25 protein-coding genes and 3 tRNA genes are annotated in these 22,688 nt (G+C 55.6%); 10 read left to right on the top strand and 18 right to left on the bottom strand.

Translation table 11 applies throughout. From position 1 onward, the window contains the following. Positions 1-8: 8 nt before the first annotated feature. The gene (gene serB / locus CWM54_RS24065) at positions 9-980 is read right to left on the bottom strand and encodes a phosphoserine phosphatase (protein ID WP_100698730.1); all 972 of its coding nucleotides are present in this window, start codon (positions 978-980) and stop codon (positions 9-11) included. Positions 981-1,084: 104 nt separating this feature from the next. Between serB and CWM54_RS24055 the strand changes: the two genes are divergently transcribed. Both CWM54_RS24055 and lplA read left to right on the top strand, forming a co-directional pair. Continuing rightward, the gene (locus tag CWM54_RS24055; RefSeq protein WP_100698729.1) at positions 1,085-1,732 is read left to right on the top strand and encodes a YtjB family periplasmic protein; all 648 of its coding nucleotides are present in this window, start codon (positions 1,085-1,087) and stop codon (positions 1,730-1,732) included. Continuing rightward, positions 1,732-2,748 carry a lipoate--protein ligase LplA gene (gene lplA / locus CWM54_RS24050; protein ID WP_100698728.1) on the top strand — a complete coding sequence of 339 codons (1,017 nt, stop codon included), beginning with the start codon at positions 1,732-1,734 and terminating at the stop codon, positions 2,746-2,748. Before CWM54_RS24055 ends, lplA begins: the two co-directional genes overlap by 1 nt. Positions 2,749-2,827: 79 nt before the next feature. On the opposite strand, the gene deoD is transcribed toward lplA, so the two are convergent. From deoD to CWM54_RS23990, 12 genes are all read right to left on the bottom strand, one after another. Continuing rightward, positions 2,828-3,547, bottom strand: coding sequence for a purine-nucleoside phosphorylase (gene deoD / locus CWM54_RS24045; RefSeq protein ID WP_002887789.1), 720 nt, complete (start codon positions 3,545-3,547; stop codon positions 2,828-2,830). 102 nt (positions 3,548-3,649) lie between these two features. After that, on the bottom strand, positions 3,650-4,873 hold the full coding sequence (gene deoB / locus CWM54_RS24040) for a phosphopentomutase (protein WP_012542922.1): 1,224 nt from the start codon (positions 4,871-4,873) through the stop codon (positions 3,650-3,652). A 52-nt stretch (positions 4,874-4,925) separates the two neighbouring features. Then, positions 4,926-6,248, bottom strand: coding sequence for a thymidine phosphorylase (gene deoA / locus CWM54_RS24035; RefSeq protein WP_077274709.1), 1,323 nt, complete (start codon positions 6,246-6,248; stop codon positions 4,926-4,928). A gap of 113 nt (positions 6,249-6,361) precedes the next feature. Then, positions 6,362-7,141, bottom strand: a complete 780-nt coding sequence (deoC, locus tag CWM54_RS24030) for a deoxyribose-phosphate aldolase (protein WP_077274749.1) — start codon at positions 7,139-7,141, stop codon at positions 6,362-6,364. Between the two features lie 415 nt (positions 7,142-7,556). Further along, positions 7,557-8,342, bottom strand: coding sequence for a TatD family hydrolase (locus CWM54_RS24025; protein WP_100698727.1), 786 nt, complete (start codon positions 8,340-8,342; stop codon positions 7,557-7,559). Further along, positions 8,339-9,412 (bottom strand): patatin family protein, encoded by a 1,074-nt coding sequence (locus CWM54_RS24020; protein ID WP_061155845.1) that lies wholly within the window; start codon positions 9,410-9,412, stop codon positions 8,339-8,341. The genes CWM54_RS24025 and CWM54_RS24020 overlap by 4 nt, the downstream gene beginning before the upstream one ends. 153 nt (positions 9,413-9,565) lie before the next feature. After that, entirely contained in the window at positions 9,566-9,727 is a 162-nt protein-coding gene (locus CWM54_RS24015; protein ID WP_002887716.1) for a DUF1328 domain-containing protein, read from the bottom strand. A gap of 129 nt (positions 9,728-9,856) precedes the next feature. After that, entirely contained in the window at positions 9,857-10,477 is a 621-nt protein-coding gene (osmY, locus tag CWM54_RS24010) for a molecular chaperone OsmY (RefSeq protein WP_100698725.1), read from the bottom strand. A gap of 219 nt (positions 10,478-10,696) precedes the next feature. After that, positions 10,697-12,286, bottom strand: coding sequence for a peptide chain release factor 3 (prfC, locus tag CWM54_RS24005; protein ID WP_100698723.1), 1,590 nt, complete (start codon positions 12,284-12,286; stop codon positions 10,697-10,699). 90 nt (positions 12,287-12,376) lie between these two features. After that, positions 12,377-13,054, bottom strand: a complete 678-nt coding sequence (yjjG, locus tag CWM54_RS24000; protein ID WP_061155848.1) for a pyrimidine 5'-nucleotidase — start codon at positions 13,052-13,054, stop codon at positions 12,377-12,379. A gap of 14 nt (positions 13,055-13,068) precedes the next feature. Further along, positions 13,069-13,515 carry a ribosomal protein S18-alanine N-acetyltransferase gene (rimI, locus tag CWM54_RS23995; RefSeq protein WP_008807531.1) on the bottom strand — a complete coding sequence of 149 codons (447 nt, stop codon included), beginning with the start codon at positions 13,513-13,515 and terminating at the stop codon, positions 13,069-13,071. Continuing rightward, positions 13,484-13,897: a DNA polymerase III subunit psi gene (locus CWM54_RS23990; protein ID WP_004146046.1), complete on the bottom strand. Its 414-nt coding sequence runs from the start codon at positions 13,895-13,897 to the stop codon at positions 13,484-13,486. The genes rimI and CWM54_RS23990 overlap by 32 nt, the downstream gene beginning before the upstream one ends. Positions 13,898-13,999: 102 nt before the next feature. On the opposite strand from CWM54_RS23990, the gene rsmC reads away from it, so the two are divergent. The 4 genes from rsmC (at position 14,000) to CWM54_RS23970 (ending at position 15,519) form a co-directional block, all read left to right on the top strand. After that, positions 14,000-15,028: a 16S rRNA (guanine(1207)-N(2))-methyltransferase RsmC gene (gene rsmC, locus CWM54_RS23985; protein ID WP_012542927.1), complete on the top strand. Its 1,029-nt coding sequence runs from the start codon at positions 14,000-14,002 to the stop codon at positions 15,026-15,028. Between the two features lie 171 nt (positions 15,029-15,199). Beyond that, a tRNA-Leu gene (locus tag CWM54_RS23980) sits at positions 15,200-15,286 on the top strand. Between the two features lie 28 nt (positions 15,287-15,314). Next, positions 15,315-15,401: transfer RNA gene (locus tag CWM54_RS23975), tRNA-Leu, on the top strand. Positions 15,402-15,432: 31 nt separating this feature from the next. Then, positions 15,433-15,519, top strand: a tRNA-Leu gene (locus tag CWM54_RS23970). A 21-nt stretch (positions 15,520-15,540) separates the two neighbouring features. On the opposite strand, the gene CWM54_RS23965 is transcribed toward CWM54_RS23970, so the two are convergent. Beyond that, positions 15,541-15,780 carry a DUF1435 domain-containing protein gene (locus tag CWM54_RS23965; protein WP_061156421.1) on the bottom strand — a complete coding sequence of 80 codons (240 nt, stop codon included), beginning with the start codon at positions 15,778-15,780 and terminating at the stop codon, positions 15,541-15,543. A 102-nt stretch (positions 15,781-15,882) separates the two neighbouring features. Here CWM54_RS23965 and CWM54_RS28850 point away from each other — a divergent pair, with 102 nt between their 5' ends. The 3 genes from CWM54_RS28850 (at position 15,883) to fhuF (ending at position 17,990) form a co-directional block, all read left to right on the top strand. Next, entirely contained in the window at positions 15,883-16,020 is a 138-nt protein-coding gene (locus CWM54_RS28850) for a hypothetical protein (RefSeq protein ID WP_226682212.1), read from the top strand. 23 nt (positions 16,021-16,043) lie between these two features. Further along, positions 16,044-17,090: a GGDEF domain-containing protein gene (locus CWM54_RS23955; RefSeq protein WP_061155851.1), complete on the top strand. Its 1,047-nt coding sequence runs from the start codon at positions 16,044-16,046 to the stop codon at positions 17,088-17,090. 111 nt (positions 17,091-17,201) lie between these two features. Beyond that, positions 17,202-17,990: a siderophore-iron reductase FhuF gene (gene fhuF, locus CWM54_RS23950; RefSeq protein WP_100698721.1), complete on the top strand. Its 789-nt coding sequence runs from the start codon at positions 17,202-17,204 to the stop codon at positions 17,988-17,990. A gap of 49 nt (positions 17,991-18,039) precedes the next feature. Here fhuF and CWM54_RS23945 read toward each other — a convergent pair whose 3' ends face one another. Further along, positions 18,040-19,383, bottom strand: a complete 1,344-nt coding sequence (locus CWM54_RS23945; protein ID WP_061155853.1) for a PTS sugar transporter subunit IIC — start codon at positions 19,381-19,383, stop codon at positions 18,040-18,042. A gap of 332 nt (positions 19,384-19,715) precedes the next feature. Here CWM54_RS23945 and CWM54_RS23940 point away from each other — a divergent pair, with 332 nt between their 5' ends. Continuing rightward, the gene (locus CWM54_RS23940; RefSeq protein WP_004151383.1) at positions 19,716-20,174 is read left to right on the top strand and encodes a YbaK/EbsC family protein; all 459 of its coding nucleotides are present in this window, start codon (positions 19,716-19,718) and stop codon (positions 20,172-20,174) included. Positions 20,175-20,179: 5 nt separating this feature from the next. Here CWM54_RS23940 and bglJ read toward each other — a convergent pair whose 3' ends face one another. From bglJ to CWM54_RS23925, 3 genes are all read right to left on the bottom strand, one after another. Continuing rightward, positions 20,180-20,854, bottom strand: a complete 675-nt coding sequence (gene bglJ / locus CWM54_RS23935) for a DNA-binding transcriptional activator BglJ (RefSeq protein ID WP_061155854.1) — start codon at positions 20,852-20,854, stop codon at positions 20,180-20,182. Next, on the bottom strand, positions 20,815-21,537 hold the full coding sequence (locus CWM54_RS23930) for a helix-turn-helix transcriptional regulator (RefSeq protein ID WP_008807539.1): 723 nt from the start codon (positions 21,535-21,537) through the stop codon (positions 20,815-20,817). The genes bglJ and CWM54_RS23930 overlap by 40 nt, the downstream gene beginning before the upstream one ends. Positions 21,538-21,801: 264 nt before the next feature. After that, complete coding sequence (locus tag CWM54_RS23925) at positions 21,802-22,683, bottom strand: helix-turn-helix domain-containing protein (RefSeq protein ID WP_061155855.1); 882 nt, start codon at positions 22,681-22,683, stop codon at positions 21,802-21,804. Between the last annotated feature and the right edge of the window lie 5 nt (positions 22,684-22,688).

Below are 22,688 nucleotides of genomic sequence, written 5' to 3'. Positions count from 1 at the left end.
TTTACCTCTTACTTTTGGTTCATGCTGCCCGAGAGAATACAGAATACCCCCATCAGGTCAGCGTGGCGGATAGTCACTTCCGCCTGTTCATTCACTTTAGGCTTCGCGTGATAGGCGATGCCGAGGCCTGCCGCCTTAATCATCGGCAGGTCGTTGGCGCCATCACCGATAGCCACGGTTTGCGCCGTTGGGATCTCATACTTTTCCGCCAGCTTGCGCAACGTATTGGCTTTATATTTCGCATCGACGATATCGCCGAGCACGTTGCCGGTGAGCTTGCCGTCGCGGATCTCCAGTTCATTGGCGAACACCGCGTCGAGATGTAGCTTGTCGCGCAGGTACTCCGCAAAGAAGGTGAAGCCGCCGGAGGCGATCGCCACTTTCCAGCCCAGCGTTTCCAGCTTGAGCACCAGCTGTGCCAGGCCCGGCATCAGCGGCAGCGCGTCGCGAACCTGCAGCAAAATATTGGCATCCGCATCTTTCAGCGTCGCCACGCGCTGGCGCAGGCTGGCGGTGAAGTCCAGCTCCCCGCGCATCGCCCGCTCGGTCACTTCCGAGACCAGCTCGCCGGTGCCGGCCAGTTTCGCAATCTCATCAATGCATTCGATCTGGATCGCCGTGGAGTCCATATCCATCACCAGTAGCCCTGGGGTGCGCAGATGGGGGATTTTACCCAATGGCGCGACGTCCAGCCCCGCCTCATGCGCCAGTCGCGTCGCACGGGGAGTCAGCGAACCGGCCAGGCGGATCACCTGGTAATCCTCGACCACCCAGGAGGCAACGATCACTAACGCGGCGCCCAGCTCGCGCTGCCAGTCCGTCAGACGGCGCTTATTCAGCCCACGCCCGTACAGCAGCCAGCCGCTGCGCCCGGCGTGATAATCCAGCGGCATGACCTCATCGCCGCTCAGGGAAAGCGGCAACCCAGGCCACAGGGAAACGTCTTCAGGCAGGTCGCACCAGGTCAAACTGTTAGGCATTACGGCTCCACATCTCTTCATTCAGGCGAGGAAAATAACGCATGAGGCTACCTTGTAACCAGCGCTTCTGGCAACATTAAGCTGCAAATTTTCAAAGGTGGAATATGGTTCGCGCAAAACTGAAATTCCGGCTGCATCGTGCGGTCATTGTCCTTATCTGTCTCGCCCTGCTCGTCGCATTGATGCAGGGCGCTTCGTGGTTCAGTCAGAACAGTCAGAAACAACGCAATCCGCAGCTGGAAGAGCTGGCCCGCACGCTGGCGCAGCAGGTGGTACTGAATCTCGTACCGCTGATGCGCAACGAAACACCGGACGAGAAGCGCATTAATCAACTGTTGACGCAGCTGACCCATAACAGCCGCGTACTGGACGCCGGCGTGTATGACGAACAGGGCGACCTGGTGGCACGCTCTGGCGAAAGCGTCGAGGTTCGCGACCGGCTGGCGCTGGATGGCAAAAAAGCCGGCGGCTACTTCAACCAGCAGATTGTCGAGCCGGTTCCGGGAAAAAACGGCCCGCTGGGCTACCTGCGTCTGACCCTCGATACTCATACCCTGGCGACCGAGGCGAAGCAGGTGGATAATACCACCAATATATTACGCCTGATGCTGTTACTGTCCCTGGCTATCGGCGTGGTGCTAACCCGCACGCTGCTGCAGGGTAAACGCACCCGCTGGCAGCAATCGCCCTTCCTGCTCACCGCCAACAAGCCGGTTGAGGATGAAGACGATGAAAAGAAAGGAAATCTATAATGTCCACATTGCGCCTCCTGCTCTCTGACTCTTACGACCCGTGGTTCAACCTGGCGGTCGAGGAGTGTATTTTCCGCCAGATGCCCGCCACCCAGCGGGTGCTGTTCCTGTGGCGCAATGCCGATACCGTGGTCATCGGCCGCGCGCAGAATCCGTGGAAGGAGTGTAATACTCGCCGCATGGAGGAAGATCACGTGCGGCTGGCCCGTCGCAGCAGCGGCGGCGGCGCGGTGTTCCACGACCTCGGCAATACCTGCTTTACCTTTATGGCAGGCAAACCGGAGTACGACAAAACCGTCTCCACCGCTATCGTGCTGGCGGCGCTCAATTCACTCGGCGTAACCGCCGAAGCCTCCGGGCGCAACGATCTGGTGGTCAAAACCGACAGCGGCGACCGCAAAGTGTCTGGATCCGCCTATCGCGAGACCATCGACCGCGGTTTCCATCACGGCACCCTGCTGCTGAATGCCGATTTAAGTCGCCTCGCTAACTACCTTAACCCGGACCAAAAAAAGCTACAGACCAAAGGCATTACCTCGGTGCGCGGTCGCGTGGCGAACCTGGTTGAGCTGCTGCCGGGTATTACTCATCAGCACATTTGCGAGGCGATTCAGGAGGCGTTCTTCAGCCATTACGGCGAACGGGTGGACGCCGAGGTGATCTCCCCGGACAACACGCCGGACCTGCCAAATTTTGCCGAGACCTTCGCCCGCCAGAGCAGCTGGGAGTGGAACTTCGGTCAGGCGCCGGCCTTCTCTCATCTGTTGGACGAGCGCTTTCGCTGGGGCGGCGTTGAGCTGCATTTTGATGTCGAGAAAGGCCATATCACCCGCGCGCAAGCCTTTACCGATAGCCTGAACCCGGCGCCGCTGGAGGCCCTGGCGGCACGCTTAGTTGGCTGTCAGTATCGGGCGAAAGTCTTGCAGCAGCAGTGTGAGGCGCTGGTCGGCGATTTCCCGGAGCAGGAAGCGGAACTCAAAGAACTGTCGGCGTGGATGGCCGGCGCGGTGCGCTAATAAAAAAGCCCGCTGCGCGCAGCGGGCCTGGAAAACCGTAGGCCGGGTCAGGCGAAGCCGCCACCCGGCACAACAGGTCTTATTCTTTATCGCCCAGCAGTACCGATTCCAGCGCGATTTTGATCATATCGTTGAAGGTCGTCTGACGCTCAGCGGCAGTGGTCTGCTCGTGAGTACGGATGTGGTCGGAAACAGTACAGATGGTCAGCGCTTTCGCGCCGAACTCCGCCGCGACGCCGTAGATCCCGGCCGCTTCCATTTCCACGCCCAGGATGCCGTATTTTTCCATTACGTCAAACATGGACGGGTCCGGCGTATAGAACAGGTCAGCGGAGAAGATGTTGCCGACGCGCGCGTCAACGCCCAGCGCTTTGGCTGCGTCTACCGCGTTACGTACCATGCCGAAATCGGCAATCGCCGCGAAGTCATGGTCTTTGAAGCGCAGACGGTTGACTTTAGAGTCGGTGCACGCGCCCATGCCGATCACCACGTCACGCAGTTTGACATCTTCACGTACCGCGCCGCAGGAGCCGACACGGATGATTTTTTTCACGCCGAAATCGGTGATCAGCTCTTTAGTGTAGATAGAGCAGGATGGGATACCCATACCGTGGCCCATCACGGAGATTTTGCGGCCTTTGTAGGTACCGGTGAAGCCCAGCATGCCGCGCACGTTGTTCACTTCACGCACGTCTTCAAGGAAGGTTTCTGCAATGTGCTTCGCGCGCAGCGGGTCGCCCGGCATCAAAACTACGTCAGCGAAATCGCCCATTTCTGCGTTAATGTGAGGAGTTGCCATCTTCAGTTCCTTTTACATTGTTGTTTTTGCCGGGTGGCGGCTACGCCTTACCCGGCCTACAAATCGTAGGCCCGGATCGCTGTGCGCCACCGGGCAATGACCTCAGAACATGGCTTTGCCATATTCCATGTCAGACGTACCAAAGTATTTCGCAATAGTCTGGCCGATGTCCGCGAAGGTTTCACGGTGACCGAGCGAACCCGGTTTGACTTTCGGGCCGTACACCAGCACCGGGATATGCTCGCGAGTGTGGTCGGTACCGGTCCAGGTCGGGTCACAGCCGTGGTCGGCGGTGAGGATCAGAATGTCGTCTTCCCCTACCAGCTCCATCAGCTCCGGCAGACGGCGGTCGAACAGCTCCAAACCCGCTGCGTAGCCGGCGACATCGCGACGGTGGCCCCAGGAGGAGTCAAAGTCGACGAAGTTAGTGAAGACGATGGTCTCGTCGCCCGCTTCCTTCATCTCTTTGATGGTCGCGTCGAACAGCGCGTCCAGCCCGGTGGCTTTCACTTTCTTAGTGATGCCGCAGTTGGCGTAGATGTCGGCGATTTTACCGACGGACACCACGTGGCCGTTTTTCTCGTCAACCAGCTTCTGCAGTACGGTCGGCGCCGGCGGTTCGACCGCCAGATCGTGACGGTTGCCGGTACGCTGGAAGTTACCGGCTTTATCGCCGATAAACGGACGGGCGATGACGCGGCCAATGTTGTAGCCGCCTTCGGTCAGCTCTTCACGCGCGATTTCGCACAGCTCATACAGCTTATCGAGGCCAAAGGTCTCTTCGTGACAGGCGATCTGGAACACTGAGTCAGCAGAGGTATAGAAAATCGGTTTCCCGGTTTTCATGTGCTCTTCGCCGAGCTGATCGAGGATCACCGTCCCGGAAGAGTGGCAGTTGCCGAGGTAGCCCGGCAGGTTCGCACGCTTCACCAGCTTATCCAGCAGCTCCTGCGGGAAGCTGTTTTCATGATCGCTGAAGTAGCCCCAGTCAAACAGCACCGGCACACCGGCGATTTCCCAGTGACCGGACGGCGTATCTTTACCAGAAGAGAGTTCATGCGCCCAGGCATAGGCACCAATCACTTCGGCATTGCCATCCATTCCGGCGGCAATTTTACCGGTAGAACCTTCATGCGCTTTCACCAGACCCAGACGGGTCAGGTTCGGTAAATTCAGCGGGCCTTTGCGGCCATTGTCAGCCTCGCCTTTGGCGCAGGCTTCCGCAATGTGGCCCATCGTATCGGCGCCGACGTCGCCAAAGCGGTCAGCGTCTTCCGTTGCACCAATCCCAAAGGAGTCCAGCACCATGATAAATGCACGTTTCATCTTGTTCTCCATACATCTTGCGCTGCAAAAAAGCGATCAGATCAGTATATCGCTATTCAGTGATGCGGCGATAGACTGTCGGTGTAATTTCCGGGGCTTTATCGTCCAGTTTAATGGCCGCTTTGACCGCTTTCGCGGCCTCCTGCCAGCTGTTCTCGTCTTTGGCATGGATCACCGCCAGCGGACGCTGTCCGTCGACGCGGTCACCCAGACGCGCCATATCGGTAAAGCCAACGCTATAGTCAATGGTGTCTGATGCCTGGCGGCGGCCGCCGCCCATAGAAACCACTGCCATTCCCAGCGCGCGAGTATCCATCGCGCTAATAAAACCTTCAGTATCAGCATAGACCGCTTTGCTCAGCATCGCCGTCGGCAGATAATGATCATAATTCTCGACAAAGTCGGTCGGCCCTTTCTGCGCCGCGACCATGCGGCCAAAGACTTCCGCCGCTTTACCGTTATCCAGCACCGCCTGCAGCTTCGCGCGCGCCTCGGCGTCATCCGCCGCCAGCTTGCCGGAGATCAGCATTTCCACACACAGCGCCATCGTCACGTCGAACAGGCGTGGGTTGCGATATTCGCCGGTCAGGAACTGCACCGCTTCGCGAACTTCAACGGCGTTGCCGGCGCTGGATGCCAGCACCTGATTCATATCGGTCAGCAGCGCTGTGGTACGCACGCCGGCGCCGTTGGCAACACCCACGATCGCTTCGGCCAGCGCGGCAGAGAGTTCATAAGTCGGCATAAAGGCACCACTGCCGACTTTGACGTCCATCACCAGCGCGTCCAGCCCTTCCGCCAGTTTCTTGGCCAGAATCGAGGCGGTAATCAACGGGATGGAGTCCACCGTCGCGGTAATATCGCGGGTGGCATAGAAACGTTTGTCGGCCGGAGCAAGCGAGCTGGTCTGCCCGATAATCGCCACGCCGACATCTTTAATAATCTCGCGGAAGCGGTTGTCGTCCGGGAAGATATCGAAGCCCGGGATCGCTTCCAGTTTATCCAGCGTACCGCCGGTATGGCCGAGGCCACGCCCGGAGATCATCGGTACATAACCGCCGCAGGCGGCCACCATTGGCCCCAGCATCAGCGAGGTCACGTCACCCACGCCGCCGGTGGAGTGTTTATCGACGATCGGGCCGTTGAGGTTAAGGCTTTTCCAGTTGAGAACGGTGCCGGAATCCCGCATCGCCATGGTCAGCGAAACACGCTCCGGCATAGACATATCGTGGAAGAAAATGGTCATCGCCAGCGCGGCGATCTGTCCTTCTGAGATAGTATTGTCGCGGATGCCGTTGATGAAAAAGCGGATCTCTTCATCGCTTAATGCATGACCATCACGTTTTTTACGAATAATTTCTTGTGCGAGAAACACGGTAACCTCCCAAAGAGAATAAATTGCCGGATGGTGGCGCGAGCGCCTTATCCGGCCTACAGGCATCAATTCGTAGGCCGGATAAGCGCAGCGCCATCCGGCAAATCAAGGGATTAGTAGCTGCTGGCGCTCTTGCCGTCGCCGTGGCCCAGCGCTTTCAACAGGCTAGCCAGCAGGCTGGATGCGCCAAAACGATAGTGACGGGCATCGGCCCAGTCGGCACCGAACAGTTCATCTGCGATCGCCAGGAACTGCTGCGCATCTTCCGCGCTGCGTACGCCGCCGGCAGGCTTGAAGCCAACGGTTTTCTCAACGCCCATATCGCGGATCACTTCCATCATGATGCGCGCACTTTCCGGCGTCGCATTCACCGGCACTTTACCGGTCGAAGTTTTGATAAAGTCAGCGCCTGCCTTGATAGAGATTTCAGACGCTTTGCGGATCAGCGCTTCTTCTTTCAGCTCACCGGTTTCGATGATCACTTTCAGCAGCACGTTGGCCGCCGCACAAGCCTCTTTACAGGCTTTCACCAGGTCGAAACCAACCTGCTCGTTGCCGGCGATCAGCGCGCGGTACGGGAAGACCACGTCCACTTCATCTGCACCGTAAGCGATCGCTGCGCGGGTTTCCGCCAGCGCAATGTCGATATCGTCATTACCGTGCGGGAAGTTGGTGACCGTAGCGATGCGAATATCCGGCGTCCCTTGCTCATTCAGCGTTTTACGGGCAATCGGGATGAAGCGCGGGTAGATGCACACCGCCGCAGTGTTACCCACCGGGGTTTTCGCCTGATGACACAGGGCAATGACTTTCTCATTGGTGTCGTCGTCATTCAGAGTGGTCAGATCCATCAGTTTTAACGCGCGCAGGCTGCTTGCTTTTAAATCAGTCATTTCATACTCCGCCGGCGTCATGCCGGATCAATAGTTTGTTCACCTTGCGAGTCTGTTACTATTGTAACATCCACTCGCCGCTACACTTCGACATTCATCACAGTTAATGAAAACTACTTACTAATTTGCATTACTGTAATGTGATATAAGTCACAATTAATCATCAGTTATCGCGACACTTACCTTTACGTCCTGTTTAAGCATAACCGGCAAAGCGCAGTGAGTGATGATGTTATTATTCTAACATATTCCACTGAAGTTTCTCGACGCTACGGCGCACAATTTGTGCACACCGTCGCCATAAACAACACTTTATTGTTGAGATATAAAGAATTTTAGATGGATAAAAAATGATGGAATTATCACAACAGGCGCAACCCGAGGCCTGCTTCGCCTCGGACGGAAAAGGGGGAACTTAGGCCGCCAGCGCGGAAAAGAGGCTTTTTGTATTCGCCATCATCGCGGCTTCAATCGTCGGTGCGGGTTCCGCGCGCAGTTCACATAGCGCGTCAAATACGCGCGCCACCTGTTCAGGGCGGTTCGACTGGCCCTGAAAACCATTCAGCGGCATATCCGGCGCATCGGTCTCCAGCAGCAGCGCGGAAAGTGGCAGACGCGCCATCACTTCACGGGTTTTGCTGGCGCGGGGATAGGTAATGGTGCCGCCAACGCCAATCTTATAGCCGAGCTGAACGAAGCGCTCGGCCTGCTGCAGGCTGCCGGCGAAGCCATGTACCACGCCGGTGCGCGGCAGGGCATGTTTTTTCAGCAGCATCGCCAGCTTATCGTGGGTGCGTCGGGAGTGGAGGATCACCGGCAGATCGTAACGCTTCGCCAGCCTCAGTTGATCCTCCAGCAGCGCTTGCTGACGGTCAAACTGCGGATCGTCGCGATAGAGATCGAGGCCAATCTCCCCCACCGCCACCAGTTTTGGCGGGCGCAGGGACAGACACCTCTCCAGCTGCGCCAGCCCCTCATCGGCATGCTGCTCAATGACGATCGGATGCATGCCCAGCGCGGCGTACAGCGCCTCATGCTGCGCCGCCAGCGCCAGCACCCGGTTAAAACGCGCAGCGGAGATAGCCGGGACAATGATCTGCCCGACACCAGCCTGCGCCGCTCGCGCCAGGCTGGCGGTTTCATCCTCGGCGAAGGGAGGAAAATCAAAGTGGCAGTGGGTATCGATAAAACGGTGGCTCATGCCAGATCCTCATGATCAAAGCTGGCGTCATTCGCCTGCGGTGCAGGAATGATGGTCGCCTGAGGCGCTTCATTGGCCACCGGTACGGGCGGCACCACCACCGGCGCAGGCCGGACAATACGCGGCGCATGGCGCAGCAGCGGCGGCCGATCAGCCAGCAGTTTACCTACCGTCGCCAGGAAATAGCGGCCACACTGACGGCCGGTTTTGTAGTCCTCCAGCAGCGCCGGCAGCCGACTGCCAAGTGCCATACTGCGCAACGGCCGCTGCGGGTAGATTTCGAAGATCCGCAGCTTACCGGGCGGCTTCTCGATGAACTGCTGGATAGCGCGGTAAGTGTTTTCGTGGTGGTGCACCAGATTGACCAGCGGCTGTAGGCTGCTCTCCCCCAGCCAGCGCTCCATCCGCTTAAACCACTGCGGGGTATAAAACATCTGCGAGGGGACGGTACGGATCACCACGATGGTCTGCGCACCACGGCGGGCCGCCTCCTGCACCGGGACGGCATCGCTAATACCGCCGTCAAGGTAGCTGACACCGTCAAGCAACACGCCGCTGCGATAAAAGCCGGGGATGGCGCTGGAGGCGCGGATCAGGTCCAGCCACGTTTGCGGCGTCGGCGAAAAATAGCTGGCAGAGTAATCGTCACCGCGGCAGGCACACATCCACAGCTCTTTCCCCAACGCGAACTGCGCTTCGGCGTAGTTCATGGCCAGCGGCATTTGCTGTGAGGTGGCCTCCACCAGCCAGTCGAGGTCGATAAGGTTGCCGCCGCGGACAAAGCGCATCGGATCGAAAAACTGGCGTGAGGTGGTGTAGCGGGTAATGACTTTACGGGCATACCCTTGTTGATTACACATATAGGCAGAGAGATTTTGCGCGCCGGCGGAGGTGCCCAGCATCAGGTCGAAGGGGTTAAATCCGGCGCGCATGAATTCGTCCAGCACCCCGGCGGTGAAAATCCCTCGTTGACCTCCCCCTTCGCACACCAGCGCCAGCTTGCCCGGTCGAAAGGGTTTAACCGCCAGCGGGGCGATATTGCCCAGCGTGACGGGAATGCGTTGCCCCACCCTGCTTTCCTGTTCGATTGGTCTTCTCCTGACAAAGTAACGCAATTTGTCTGTCGCTTAAACCGCGAAAGCCAGTCCGCAGGACTGGCTTTGTGTAAGATGACGTGTCAGTAAAAACGCTCAGGCTTCAGCATCGCCCGGATTGTGGGCCGCCTAAGGACGTCTGCGTCCTGTAAACAGGCTCACCAGGAACAGGATAATCCCGACGACAAAGACGATTTTCGCGGCGCCAGCGGCAGTACCCGCCAGACCACCAAAGCCCAGGGCCGCAGCAATTAATGCAATGACCAGAAAAATAATTCCCCATCGAAACATACTTTTCTCCTTACCATAATGGACGGTGAACAGCGGTTTTCGCACCCTTTCTGTATAGCTCATCGCTCAGTGGATGCTGCTATTCGTTCGGCAACCTTGGCCAGACAACACTTTTGTTAATAACTCGATTTACTTAACGCTAAGATCGTTGCGGACACTTTTCACGCCGGAGACCGCTTTCGCAATCTCTGCCGCACGCTCCGCCTGCGCCGCGGAAGCCACCGTACCGGTCAGGCGCACCGCGCCGGCGTTGGTTTCGACTTTCACATTGCGTGAAGGAACAATATCATCCGCCAGCAGCTTGGCTTTCACTTCACTGGTAATGGCGGTATCCCCGGCATACCCTTTCAGCGTCGCTGTCTCACTCGATGAGGTGTGATGGACCTTCAGCTTATCGTCGACGCGAGAGACGCCTTCGACCCCTTTCGCTACGCTCAGTGCCTGGCTTTTCTGCTCAGCGCTGTTGACGTTGCCACTGAGGGTGACCACTTTGTTTTCCGTTTTCACCGAGATATCGCCGGAGTTAATATCTTTATGGTCGATCAGCGCCGCTTTTACCCGCGCGGTAATGGTGCTGTCATCCATAAAATCGCCGACTTTGTTAATCGAATTGTCTACCGCCTCTCCCGCATTGCTGGCAGCCGACTTCGCACTGTCTACCGTTGTTTTTTCCGTCTCTGCCGAGGCGTTCAACGCGGCTAAGCCTAAGAAGAGCGCCAGCAACATATTGGCATTCTTTAGTCTGGTCATCGTGATGTCCTCGTTTTTTCACCAGCGCTGGCGTCTGAAAGCAGTGAATTACGCCAGCATTTTTAAAATCACGAATTAAATATAGTAGACAGACGAAGGGGTTGCGGATGATATGGACAAAAAACAGACGAATTAGCGGTGTTTTAAGAACTTTCCAGAAGGAGGGAAACGCGGACCTGGGAAGAAAAAAGCGCGGGCTATGCCGCGCTTCATCAGGGATTAGTGTTCGCGCGTTTTGCGGAACACCACGTCAGGATAACGCTCCTGCGTCAGGTTCAGGTTGACCATCGTCGGGGCGATATAGGTCAGGTTATCGCCGCCATCCAGCGCCAGCTGAACTTCGTTTTTACGTTTGAACTCTTCGAATTTCTTCACGTCCGTGGATTCAACCCAGCGCGCGGTGGCCACGTTGACCGATTCGTAAATCGCTTCCACGTTGTATTCGCTTTTCAGACGCGCTACCACCACGTCAAACTGCAGCACACCAACGGCGCCGACGATCAGATCGTTATTGGCGATCGGACGGAAGACCTGTACCGCACCCTCTTCAGAGAGCTGAACCAGCCCTTTCAGCAGCTGTTTCTGCTTCAGCGGATCCTTCAGGCGAATACGACGGAACAGTTCCGGTGCGAAGTTCGGAATACCGGTGAACTTCATCATCTCGCCCTGGGTGAAGGTATCGCCAATCTGAATGGTACCGTGGTTATGCAGGCCGATGATATCGCCCGGATACGCTTCTTCAACGTGAGAACGGTCGCCAGCCATAAAGGTCAGTGCGTCGGAAATCACCACATCCTTGCCAATACGCACCTGACGCAGCTTCATGCCTTTCTCATATTTGCCGGACACCACGCGCATAAAGGCCACGCGGTCGCGGTGTTTCGGGTCCATATTGGCCTGAATTTTAAACACGAAACCGGTGAATTTCTCTTCTGCGGCCGTCACTTCACGGGTGTCAGTTTTACGCGGCATTGGCGCCGGCGCCCACTCCACCAGGCCATCGAGCATATGGTCAACGCCAAAGTTGCCTAACGCGGTCCCGAAGAACACCGGGGTGATTTCGCCAGCCAGGAACAGATCTTTATCGAACTCGTTCGACGCGCCCTGCACCAGCTCCAGCTCGTCGCGCAGCTGCTGCGCCAGGTCTTCCCCCACCGCCGCGTCGAGATCCGGGTTGTTGAGCCCCTTCACGATGCGCACTTCCTGAATGGTGTGGCCTTTACCAGTCTGATACAGGTAGGTTTCGTCTTTGTAGAGATGATAAACGCCTTTGAACAGCTTGCCGCAGCCGATAGGCCAGGTAATCGGCGCGCAGCCAATTTTCAGCTCATTCTCAACTTCATCCAGCAACTCCATCGGATCGCGGATATCGCGGTCAAGTTTGTTCATAAAGGTGAGGATCGGCGTGTCGCGCAGACGGGTAACTTCCATCAGCTTACGGGTCCGGTCTTCAACGCCTTTCGCCGCGTCAATCACCATCAGACAGCAGTCAACCGCCGTCAGAGTACGGTAGGTATCTTCGGAGAAGTCTTCGTGCCCCGGCGTATCCAGCAGGTTCACCAGGCAGTCGTGGTACGGGAACTGCATCACCGAGGTGGTGATTGAGATCCCACGCTGCTTTTCCATCTCCATCCAGTCGGACTTTGCATGCTGGCTGGAGCCACGGCCTTTTACGGTACCGGCGGTCTGAATCGCCTGTCCGAACAGCAGCACCTTTTCGGTGATGGTGGTCTTACCGGCATCCGGGTGAGAAATAATGGCAAAAGTGCGGCGTTTGGCCACCTCTTGCAGATAAGGAGACAACGTCATAATTAATCTTCTAAGTAAACGCAGCAACGGGCTGCGCATGTGGAATACGAAAAATTGCGGCTATTTTACCCATCAATGGGGGGGAGGCAATCAGTGTTTACACAGGAGCTGCTCCAGTTCGCTTAACGAGGTCACCGTCCAGTCGGGCCGCAGGTCTGCCGGCAGCGTTTGCTGGTGCGCATTCAGCCAGCAGGTGGCAAGCCCGGCATTGACGCCGCCGCGGATATCCGACTCGGCGGTATCGCCGACCATCAATACCCTGTCGCGCGACGGATTACCCGCCTGCGCCAGCGCGTAATCGAAGATGCGCGCATCCGGCTTGGCGACGCCGACTTCTTCAGAAATAATCAGTAAATCAAAGTGATCGCGTAAACCTGTGCGTTCCAGACGAGTCTGCTGCAGCGAGGTAAAACCGTTGGTGATGATGCCCATCCTGACCTTGCCCTGCAGCGCGTTGAGCAGCGAGACCGCCCCCGGCAGCGGGGCACAGATTTCCGCCATCGCATTCATAAACGCGTCGTTGAGCTCACCCGGCTTAACGTTCAAACGTTCCGCCCAGCTGTCAAAGCGCTGGTGCTGCAGCTGCAGCGAGGTGATGACGCCGTTTTGATAATCCACCCACAGCGGCTTATTCACGGCCTGATAGTCCTGAAAATCTTCGGCGGTAAATGTCACGCTGTAGTCGAGAAACATCCGCTGTAAGCCGCTGAAAGAATCAAACGAAAACAACGTTTCATCGGCATCAAAGAAAATCCAGTCCCATTTCATCGTATCACCTTGTCTTACATACTGATTGGCAGAGCCATAATGATGGCGTCTTCGCGCCCGTCGACCGTCGGATAGTAGTTGCGGCGGATGGTCGCTTCGTTAAAACCCACGCTTTCATAGAGCGCAATGGCGGCAGCGTTGGAAGCGCGCACCTCCAGCCACAGCGTGACGACGCCGCGTTTTTCAACTTCATCAATAACATGTTCCAGCAGTTCCCGTCCCAGGCCACGGCGCTGGTATGCCGGGTCGACCGCGATATTAAACAGCGTCGCTTCATCGAGGACTATCTGAGTAATGGCGAACGCCGCCATTTCCCCATCCACTGCCAGTTGGTAATTCAGATAACGTTCACCCTGATTGCTGGCAAAGGTCTGTTCGCTCCACGGAAAAGCGTGGGCGCGTTTTTCGATTTGCCAGGCATTGGATAAATCAGCCGTGCTGAGGGTAGAAATCGTGTTCATGTGCGCAGATTTGTTGCCAGAGCGCCCTGCGAGCGGGCGCGCTGGTCTGAAGTTCATCAAAAGCGGGGGTGGACACCTGGGCGCCCGCCAGCGGCAGCGACGCCTCTGTGCCCAACCGCCAGCTGTTGCAACGGCTGTCCTGCGGCAGCATCGCCACCCGCTCGGGGGTAAGCTGCAGGACCTGATCTGGCGTCACGGCCAGCGCGCGTAATATGTCGCCAATCAGCGGCTCTGTCAGCGACGGCGGGGTTTCTGCCACCATCACCAGACGAATATGTTCAGGAAGCGAGATAGCGATTTCGCCCTGCAACGCCCCCGGTCGGCGCAGCGACCACTGGGTAATGCCCAGCTGCTGTAATTGCCAGTCTCGTCGGGATGTCATAGCGAAACACTCCTGGTAAACAAGCGCGCAATATAGCAAATCCGTCGTATCTGCGCCAACAAACTACTATAATCGGCGCCAGTCTTAATGAAGGAGTGTTTCATGTCCGCTTTTACCCCGGCAAGTGAAGTCTTGCTGCGCCACAGTGATGATTTCGAGTCCGCCCGCGTTCTGTTTGCCGGTGACCTGCAGGATGACCTGCCTGCGCGTCTGGATACCGCGGCCAGCCGCGCTCATACCCAACAGTTCCACCACTGGCAGGTGCTGAACCGTCAGATGGGTGACAACGTCCGTTTTAGCTTAGTGGCCGAGGCCGCCGACGTCGCCGATTGCGACACCCTGATCTACTACTGGCCGAAGAACAAACCCGAGGCGCAGTTCCAGCTGATGAACCTGCTCTCTCTGCTGCCGGTGGGAATCGATATTTTCGTCGTCGGGGAAAACCGTAGCGGCGTTCGCAGCGCAGAGCAAATGCTGGCCGAATATGCCCCGCTGAATAAAATCGACAGCGCCCGTCGCTGTGGCCTCTACCATGGTCGTCTGGAAAAGCAGCCGACCTTCGACGCCGAAGCATTCTGGGGCGAGTATGCGCTGGATAATCTGACGATTAAAACGCTGCCTGGCGTGTTTAGTCGCGACGGTCTGGACGTCGGCAGTCAGCTGCTGCTGTCCACTCTCGAGCCGCATACCAAAGGGAAAGTGCTGGATGTCGGCTGCGGCGCGGGCGTGCTGGCCGCAGTGCTGGCCAGCCATTCGCCGAAGGTGCGTCTGACCCTGTGCGACGTCAGCGCCCCGGCGGTCGAAGCCAGCCGCGCGACGCTTGCCGCTAATGGTTTTGCAGGCGATGTGTTTGCCAGCAACGTCTTTTCGGAGGTCAATGGTCGCTTCGACATGATCATCTCCAACCCACCATTCCATGATGGGCTGCAGACCAGCCTCGAAGCGGCCCAGGCGCTGATCCGCGGCGCGGTTCGCCATCTGAACAGCGGCGGCGAATTGCGCATTGTCGCCAACGCCTTCCTGCCGTATCCCCAGGTACTGGATGAGACATTTGGCTTCCATGAAGTGATCGCCCAAACAGGACGGTTTAAGGTCTATCGCACCATCATGACCCGCCAGGCGAAAAAATAATCGTCTTCTGGCGCCAGCGGCCCACTTGCGGTGCCGCTGGCTCTTCTTCGCGGCAAACCCGACCATTTTTGCAGCAATCGATACAACCTGCATAATTAACTATTGACGTGCCGCCGAAAACCACTAGAATGCGCCTCCGTGGTAACGATACTTTCATAGTGTCGATGGTATGCGAAGGTGGCGGAATTGGTAGACGCGCTAGCTTCAGGTGTTAGTGTCCTTACGGACGTGGGGGTTCAAGTCCCCCCCCTCGCACCATAATCCACAAAGATATTGCTCGCACTGGGCGAAGGTGGCGGAATTGGTAGACGCGCTAGCTTCAGGTGTTAGTGTCCTTACGGACGTGGGGGTTCAAGTCCCCCCCCTCGCACCAACGAGGCAATATCCTAAAGAAAGAATACTGTGCGAAGGTGGCGGAATTGGTAGACGCGCTAGCTTCAGGTGTTAGTGTCCTTACGGACGTGGGGGTTCAAGTCCCCCCCCTCGCACCAATATTCTTCTCTCTTCTGGCATTATCCCCTCAGTTTGACATCCAGAATCATCAGCATTATTCCACCAATCAATGCAACGCAAGATGGCAGCAGGATAAAATGGCGCAGTTGGCGATGCCATATCATCGCCGCGGACATCAGCATGCCCACCGCGACCAGCGCTCGCCACACATCGGCCGATACCCCGGCATACCCGAGAGCGGCAATCAGCACGCCGGGAACCACCACACCCCAACCACTCCCTAATGCTCGCTGCAACATGGCTTCACCTCTCATATCGATAATGATAACCAATATCATATGATAATTTTTATCATTTGTCATTTACCCTGCGCCCGCAGCTTATTCTTTACGTTCGCGGTAATGACATACATTCATGAAGGTGATAAATTAAGCGGATTACCGATATATATTAAATATTTTGCTTATTTTGCAAATAACCTTTTTTTGCACATTGTTATCAGACTCTTCATTTTTGGCTTTCATCATTTTGAAATTTAACGACTAATAATGATTCTTCCGATATGACTGCACAAACCTGGCGAGCACACTACGCACAAAAATATCAATATTCCTTACGGCTTTTTTTACTGCTTAATTTCATTTCCTCCACTCTGTCGCTGGTCAGCCCACTATTTACGGTAGTTCGTTTTACGCTGCCCTGTGCCCTGATCGTGGCCTGCAGCGGGCTGTTGCTGCTCTGGCACTGGAAATGGCCGCAAGCGAAAATAAATATTCCGGCTATCTCATTGTTATTTGGTATGCTCTGGGCATGGCACGTGGTGGCAAAAGCGATGCTATTGACACCGCCACATTTTAACTATCTGGTGATCGCCCTATTAAGCATTCTGTTTATCGGCACCATCGCTTTTTCCAATAATATCACTGCCTTTACCCTTCACTCTTTACCGACTTTCCTTGTCTGCCTGATAATGTCAGAGGGGGAACAATGGTTGCGCATGACCTACTGTTTTGTGCTGCCTATTGCCGGTATTACCCTGCAAAATATTATCCAGAAGCGCAACGATGCCTTCACACAAGGATTAATGGATAAACTGATGCAGGAACGCAACACGCTCAACGATCTCAGTATGCTGGACCCCCTGACCGGTTTGTATAATCGCCGCGGGCTGCAGAACCGCCTCGACACCCTGCTGGCGCTGGACGGCGACAACCACTTTGTGCTGCTCCTCGATATCGATCACTTTAAAGCTTATAACGACCACTATGGCCATATGATGGGCGACCAGGCGCTGATTCGCGTCTCTGCCGCGATCCGCAACGCCGTGCGCTCGCGCGATATTGTCGCTCGCTTTGGTGGGGAAGAGTTTATGGTGCTGCTGACCAACAGCAGCGAGGAAACCGCCTGGCAGGCTGCCGAACGCATTCGTCAGCGGGTCTATGATCTGAAGATCCCGCATATGTTTAATGAAAGTGTCGCCACCAACGTCACCATCAGCATTGGTCTGACGCCGTTAATTGATGACAATATTGAGCAAGCGCTGGAACGAGCTGACGGCGCACTGTATGAGGCCAAAAATAAAGGACGCAATATTATTCTTGCCAGTTAGCTTTACCTTCGCGCGCCGCGGTATCGCGGCGCCGACAAACTCCTTGCCATGCCGCCTGCAAACAACTAATATCAGGAATCATTATCATTTAGATTTGTATCTGGAAATCAAATGGCCTGGCGCTCCCTTTCTCTTAGCGATGAACTTATCTGGCGGGCTCCCTTCCCGACGGCTGAACGTGCGCTGGCGGAGAGTATTCGGGAAAAAATCACTGCCCTGCGCCCTCATCTGCTGGATTTCCTGCGTCTGGATGAACCTGCCCCACCGCATGCGTTAACGCTCGCCGAGTGGTCGCAACCCACCGCGTTACGCTCCCTGCTGGCCACCTGGTCCGATCACATCTACCGTCATCAACCCACGCAGCCGCGTGAACCGAAGCCCCTGCTCTCACTCTGGGCCCAGTGGTATATTGGTCTGCTGGTGCCGCCGCTGATGCTGGCGCTGCTTAATGAACCGCAGGGACTCAGCCTGGCGCCAGAACATTTGCATGTCGAATTTCACGAGAGCGGCCGGGCTGCCTGCTTCTGGATTGACGTGCATAGCGATGCCAGGATAGCAGCGCTTTCATCGCCAGCGCGGATGGATGCCCTGGTGATTCGTACCCTGCAGCCGGTGGTTGAGGCGCTGGAAGCGACGGGCGAGATCAATGGCAAACTTATCTGGAGTAATACCGGCTATCTGATCAACTGGTATTTAGGTGAAATGCGCACGCTGCTGGGCGATGAGCAGGTCGCTGCTCTGCGTCAGCACTGCTTCTTTGAAAAACAGCTCGCCGATGGTCAGGATAACCCGCTGTGGCGAACGGTGGTGCTGCGTGAAGGGCAGTTAGTCCGACGCACCTGCTGCCAGCGCTACCGCCTGCCGGATGTCCAACAGTGCGGCGACTGCACGCTGAAATAACGCCCCCTACCTCTAAAATTAACGGGCGGCCCTTGCCGCCCGTTGCTATTTATGCGGTCTGTTGACTCTCCTGCTCTGCCCGCTCGGCCTCTTCCGCTTCCTGAGCAAGCAGCTGTTTCTCATACACCTTAAAGAACGGGAAGTAGATAATCGCCGACACGCAGGCCAGAACGATCACCAGAACCGCCGCCCGAAAATCCCAGCCCAGCGCCCAGGCGCCGCCAATCGGTGCTGGCGCCGTCCACGGTACCACCGAGATAACGCGGCCAATCAGATCCAGCTTCATTGCTGCCCAGGCCAGCACCGCGTTCACCATTGGCGCCAGCAGGAACGGAATAAAGAACACCGGATTCATGACGATAGGCGTCCCAAAGATAACCGGCTCGTTAATGTTAAACAGGCTTGGCACCACGCTCAGACGGCCAATGGAGCGCAAATGCGCTGAGCGGCTACGCAGATAACAGAACACCAGCCCCATGGTCGCCCCGGAACCACCAACCACTATGAAGAATGTCCAGAACGCCTCCATGAAGATATGCGGCAGAGGCGCCCCCTGGGCCAGCGCCTGCTGGTTCATACCGAGGTTGGTCAGCCAGAACATCTGCAGCATCCCGGAGACAATCGCGGCACCGTGGATCCCGGCAAACCACAGCAGGTGGCCAATAAGCACCGCCAGCAGAATTGCCGGTAGAGAGTCGGCTGCCGAAACCAGCGGTTTGAAGATGGCCATAATGGCCTGCGGGATCAGCATGTCAAAATGGTGCTGGATAAACAGACTCAGCGGATAGAGCGTCAGCACGACCACCAGCACCGGGATCAACAGATCAAACGAGTTTTTGATCATCGGCGGAACCTGATCCGGCAAGCGAATGCCGATATTATGCGCCTTAAGAAAACGCATCATCTCCACGCAGTAGATCGCCACCAGAATGGCGGTAAAGATCCCCGTCCCGCCGAGGCTATCCACCGGTAGCGTACCCTGCGTCTTCGGCGCGGCAACCAACAAAAAGGCCATGATCGACAACATTGCGCACATAAAGGGATCAAGCTGATTGGATTTCTCGTAGTGTTTACCGAGGTTATAAGAGATCGCCGCGCAGATGTAGATCGACATGATCCCCATCGTCATATCAAAGGGGGTCAGAATTCGTCCCTCAAACTCTTTTGCCAGATCCAGCCAGGCGCGGGCAAAACCCCAGGTGGTATCCGGTGAGAAAGGTGGATAAGCAAACACCAGCAGGAACGATCCGACGATCATAAATGGCATCGCTGAGATAAAACCGTCACGGATAGCCATGACGTGACGCTGCGATGAGATCCGCCCTGCTATGGGGCTTATGTAATTTTCTACAAAGCGAAATATCAAATTAAACGCAGCATGGTTAGCAGACATAGTAGCCCTCCTGACAGGCTATTGATACTGGCCCAACAACGATTACCCTGCCGTTACGATGACCTTTTTTGATGCAGCAGGCCGTTGATGGATTACCGGCTATACTGCTCATGACGCAACGATTCATACACGGCTCTTATGTTATAAATAAAGTGAGAAGTGACTGTTCCAGTATTCATCTCTACGCGCCCAACCGCAACCGGTTACAGTAACCGGTTACGGTGAATGTGAAGGAGATCGACAAAATAGAAAGAATCTGGATTGTCCGCGCTGTTATTTACACTCCGCCAGGCTTGTGACAGATTTAACCAGGCTTAAATCAGGAGAATCCAATGAGTCTGCAGTCTGTACGGCAGTTTTTTGCCGAACACGCCCCCGATATCGAAATTATTGAGTTAAATCAGAGTACCGCCACCGTCGCGCTCGCCGCTGCCGCGCACAATGTTGAGCCGGGACAAATCGCCAAAACGCTGTCGCTCAAGATCAAGGATAAGATTGTACTGATCGTCGCCAGGGGCGATGCGCGGCTGGATAACAAAAAGCTGAAAGAGACCTTTGGTGCGAAAGCCAGAATGTTAAGCAGCGATGAGGTGGTGACCTGGACCGGTCATCCGGTAGGCGGCGTGTGCCCTTTTGGTCTGGAAAACCCGCTGGCCGTCTATTGCGACGTCTCGCTCAGGCACTATCAGGAGGTGCTACCCGCAGCGGGAGCCATTCACAGCGCCGTTCGTATTGAACCAGAACGAATGGCGCAGCTCACCGATGCGACATGGGTAGATGTGTGTTTATAGCCGCGTTACGCCACCTGTTTAACGGCGTTGTTCGCGCCATTCACCGGTAAATGCAGCAAGATATCCGCCGCGTTTAATAAACCAATGTCTGAGCGAACGCCGAGCTTGGTCATGGCGTTAAATTTATGCGCGCGGATAGTTTTAATGTTCCGGTTCAGCTGTATCGCAATTTCAGAAAGTGAATATCCCCAGGACATATAGCGAAGAATGGCGTGCTCCGTTGGGCTTAACGGATCGTTGCACGCCTCTCTGTCGCAAAATTGCTCGCTGCCGCTGAGATGATGATTGTCCAGCAGCTGTAACAAACTCTCCTGTAATCCGCGTCGCGGTGCGGATTTATTCAATATGCCATGCAGGCAGGCCGGCATAAGATGGCCGATCAGGTGCATTTCACTTTCATTATTAGCGAGAATAATCGTTTGTACTTCCGGTCGGCCTCGCGCCATTTCATGAAGAAAAAGTAAACTCTCGGCTCTTGATGAACGACTCCCCGAAAGTGAAAAGATAATTGCTGACCAGGGAAATGATGTTTCCACTGCCCTGAGCGTACTGACATTTTTAAAAAAATGAATATGGTATCGGCTATTATCTTCACGACTAAAGATATAGCGCCAGGCCATTTCCGTCATCACACATTTTTCTACGATGGCGACATGGCGGGTTGTGCTATTTTTTTCCATTCCATTTGCTCCCCGTAAGCTGAATTGATATTCAGCTCTTGCATTCCCTGCACGCTGTTGATCCAGGCATACATTTCAGCATTACTTCGCAGTGATAAGCGTCGCATTGCGCTATTTTTCTGCGCACTGATGGTTTTATTACTCTTTTTCAACAGCGCGGCGATCTGATTAATTCCCCATCCCTTTGCCAGAAGACGCAAGACCTTGCGTTCCGAAAGGGTCAGCATCGCCGCAGAGTGGTAGCTTGCGAAATCGCTATCCTCGTCTCCGGTGAACAACGTCCGGCTAATTTGCTCGGCAGCACGACTGCCGGCGCAAATCACCTCAATCAGCCGGTTAACCGGCTCGCTCTCGGAGATCAGCGAGCTTTCAGGGCGAATTAATAGCTCAACGGCCAATGGATAGAGGCTGTCGCTGACCATAAAAACCCAGTGAATATCGCGATACTGGGTCATCAGGGAGTAATAACGCTCGCAAACGGCCCGGGGATGCGCAATCTCGCCGGAGATATCCGCGACGACCAGCACCGCCCGCCGCAGTTGCAAAAGGGTGAGCTCATCATGAGAACGACAAAAGCTGAGTTCGTAGTCAGGGAGATTTTCATTGAAGATAACCTTTAACCCTGACTGCATGACGGGAATTTTACTAATAACGACACCAAATTTACCTTGTCCTGGTAACATAACACCTCCGCTTCCTGTCGAAGTTCCTTCGCCTACCGAAAAACAATTGGCGCTTAACATCACCGCCATATCATTCTTTGAATGAATATAAAAACTATATTCATGGCCTGCGTACACGGTATACGTAACGACCGAACCGTGGTCATACCGTGTAAATATTATTACTGTGTATACTTGCGATTAATATTAACACAGACGCTCCTGCGCTAATAAATTAGAAAAGATAAAACTATCATTTAGCAAAAGTAATTTCAGGCACCAACGTTATAAAGCATTATCTTTGATTGTTTCCCTAAATGCTTTAGGCGACATGCCGCTATAGCGGCGGAAAAAGCGAGAAAAATAGGCGGCATCACTAAACCCTAAGTAATCAGAGAGTTGCGTTACCGTCATGCGGGTGTACTGCAGATTACGTCGCGCTTCAAGCATCAGGCGTTGATGCAATACCCCCAGAGCGCTACAGCCATAAAACTCGCGGCATAAATAATTTAAGTGCGTGACCGACAACCCAATCAGCTTCGCATACTCCGCCAGCGGGAGATGCTGTCGGTAGTGACTCTCAATAAGCCGGGAAAAGTGACGCATCATACTGCGCTTCCGCTCCGCTTTATCTTCCGCGGGCGGTGCGGGGTGGCACTGCCGGTTCAGCCAGACCAGCAGCGTCCCCAGCAGCGAGTACAGCATCATCTCCCGCGCATCATGCTCTTCGCAATACTCCTCGCGAAGCGCGGAAAATAGTGTATGCATACGCCCCCGGGAACGGCCTACCGGCACGCACTGCGGTACGCTAAGCACATCCAGCGGCCGACCGAACTGATTTTCAAACCGGCTCAGCAGCGGCAGCGCCAGAGAGAGCACATACCCCTGCGTCCCGGGCGAAAAATGAAACCCATGAATACAGAGGGCGGGAACCACCTGGATACAGGACGCCGTCATCACCGCGGTGGTACCTTCAATTTCGATCTCTGCCCGGCCCTGATGCAGATACAGGAGCTGGACCATTTCCGCATGCTGATGAACGCGAATATGCCACTCGTACAGACTGCTACGCTGCAAAATTGACTCACAGTGCAACAGGTCCGGCGTTGGCCAGCCGCGCTCTTCGCCATACAGCTTAAATACGGGGACGGCTTGCATGGGCGGCATAATCA

The organism is Klebsiella sp. D-Nf1 (assembly GCF_002810515.1).
GTDB classification, from domain to species: domain Bacteria; phylum Pseudomonadota; class Gammaproteobacteria; order Enterobacterales; family Enterobacteriaceae; genus Klebsiella; species Klebsiella variicola.
This window is presented reverse-complemented; position numbering and strand designations above follow the sequence as displayed.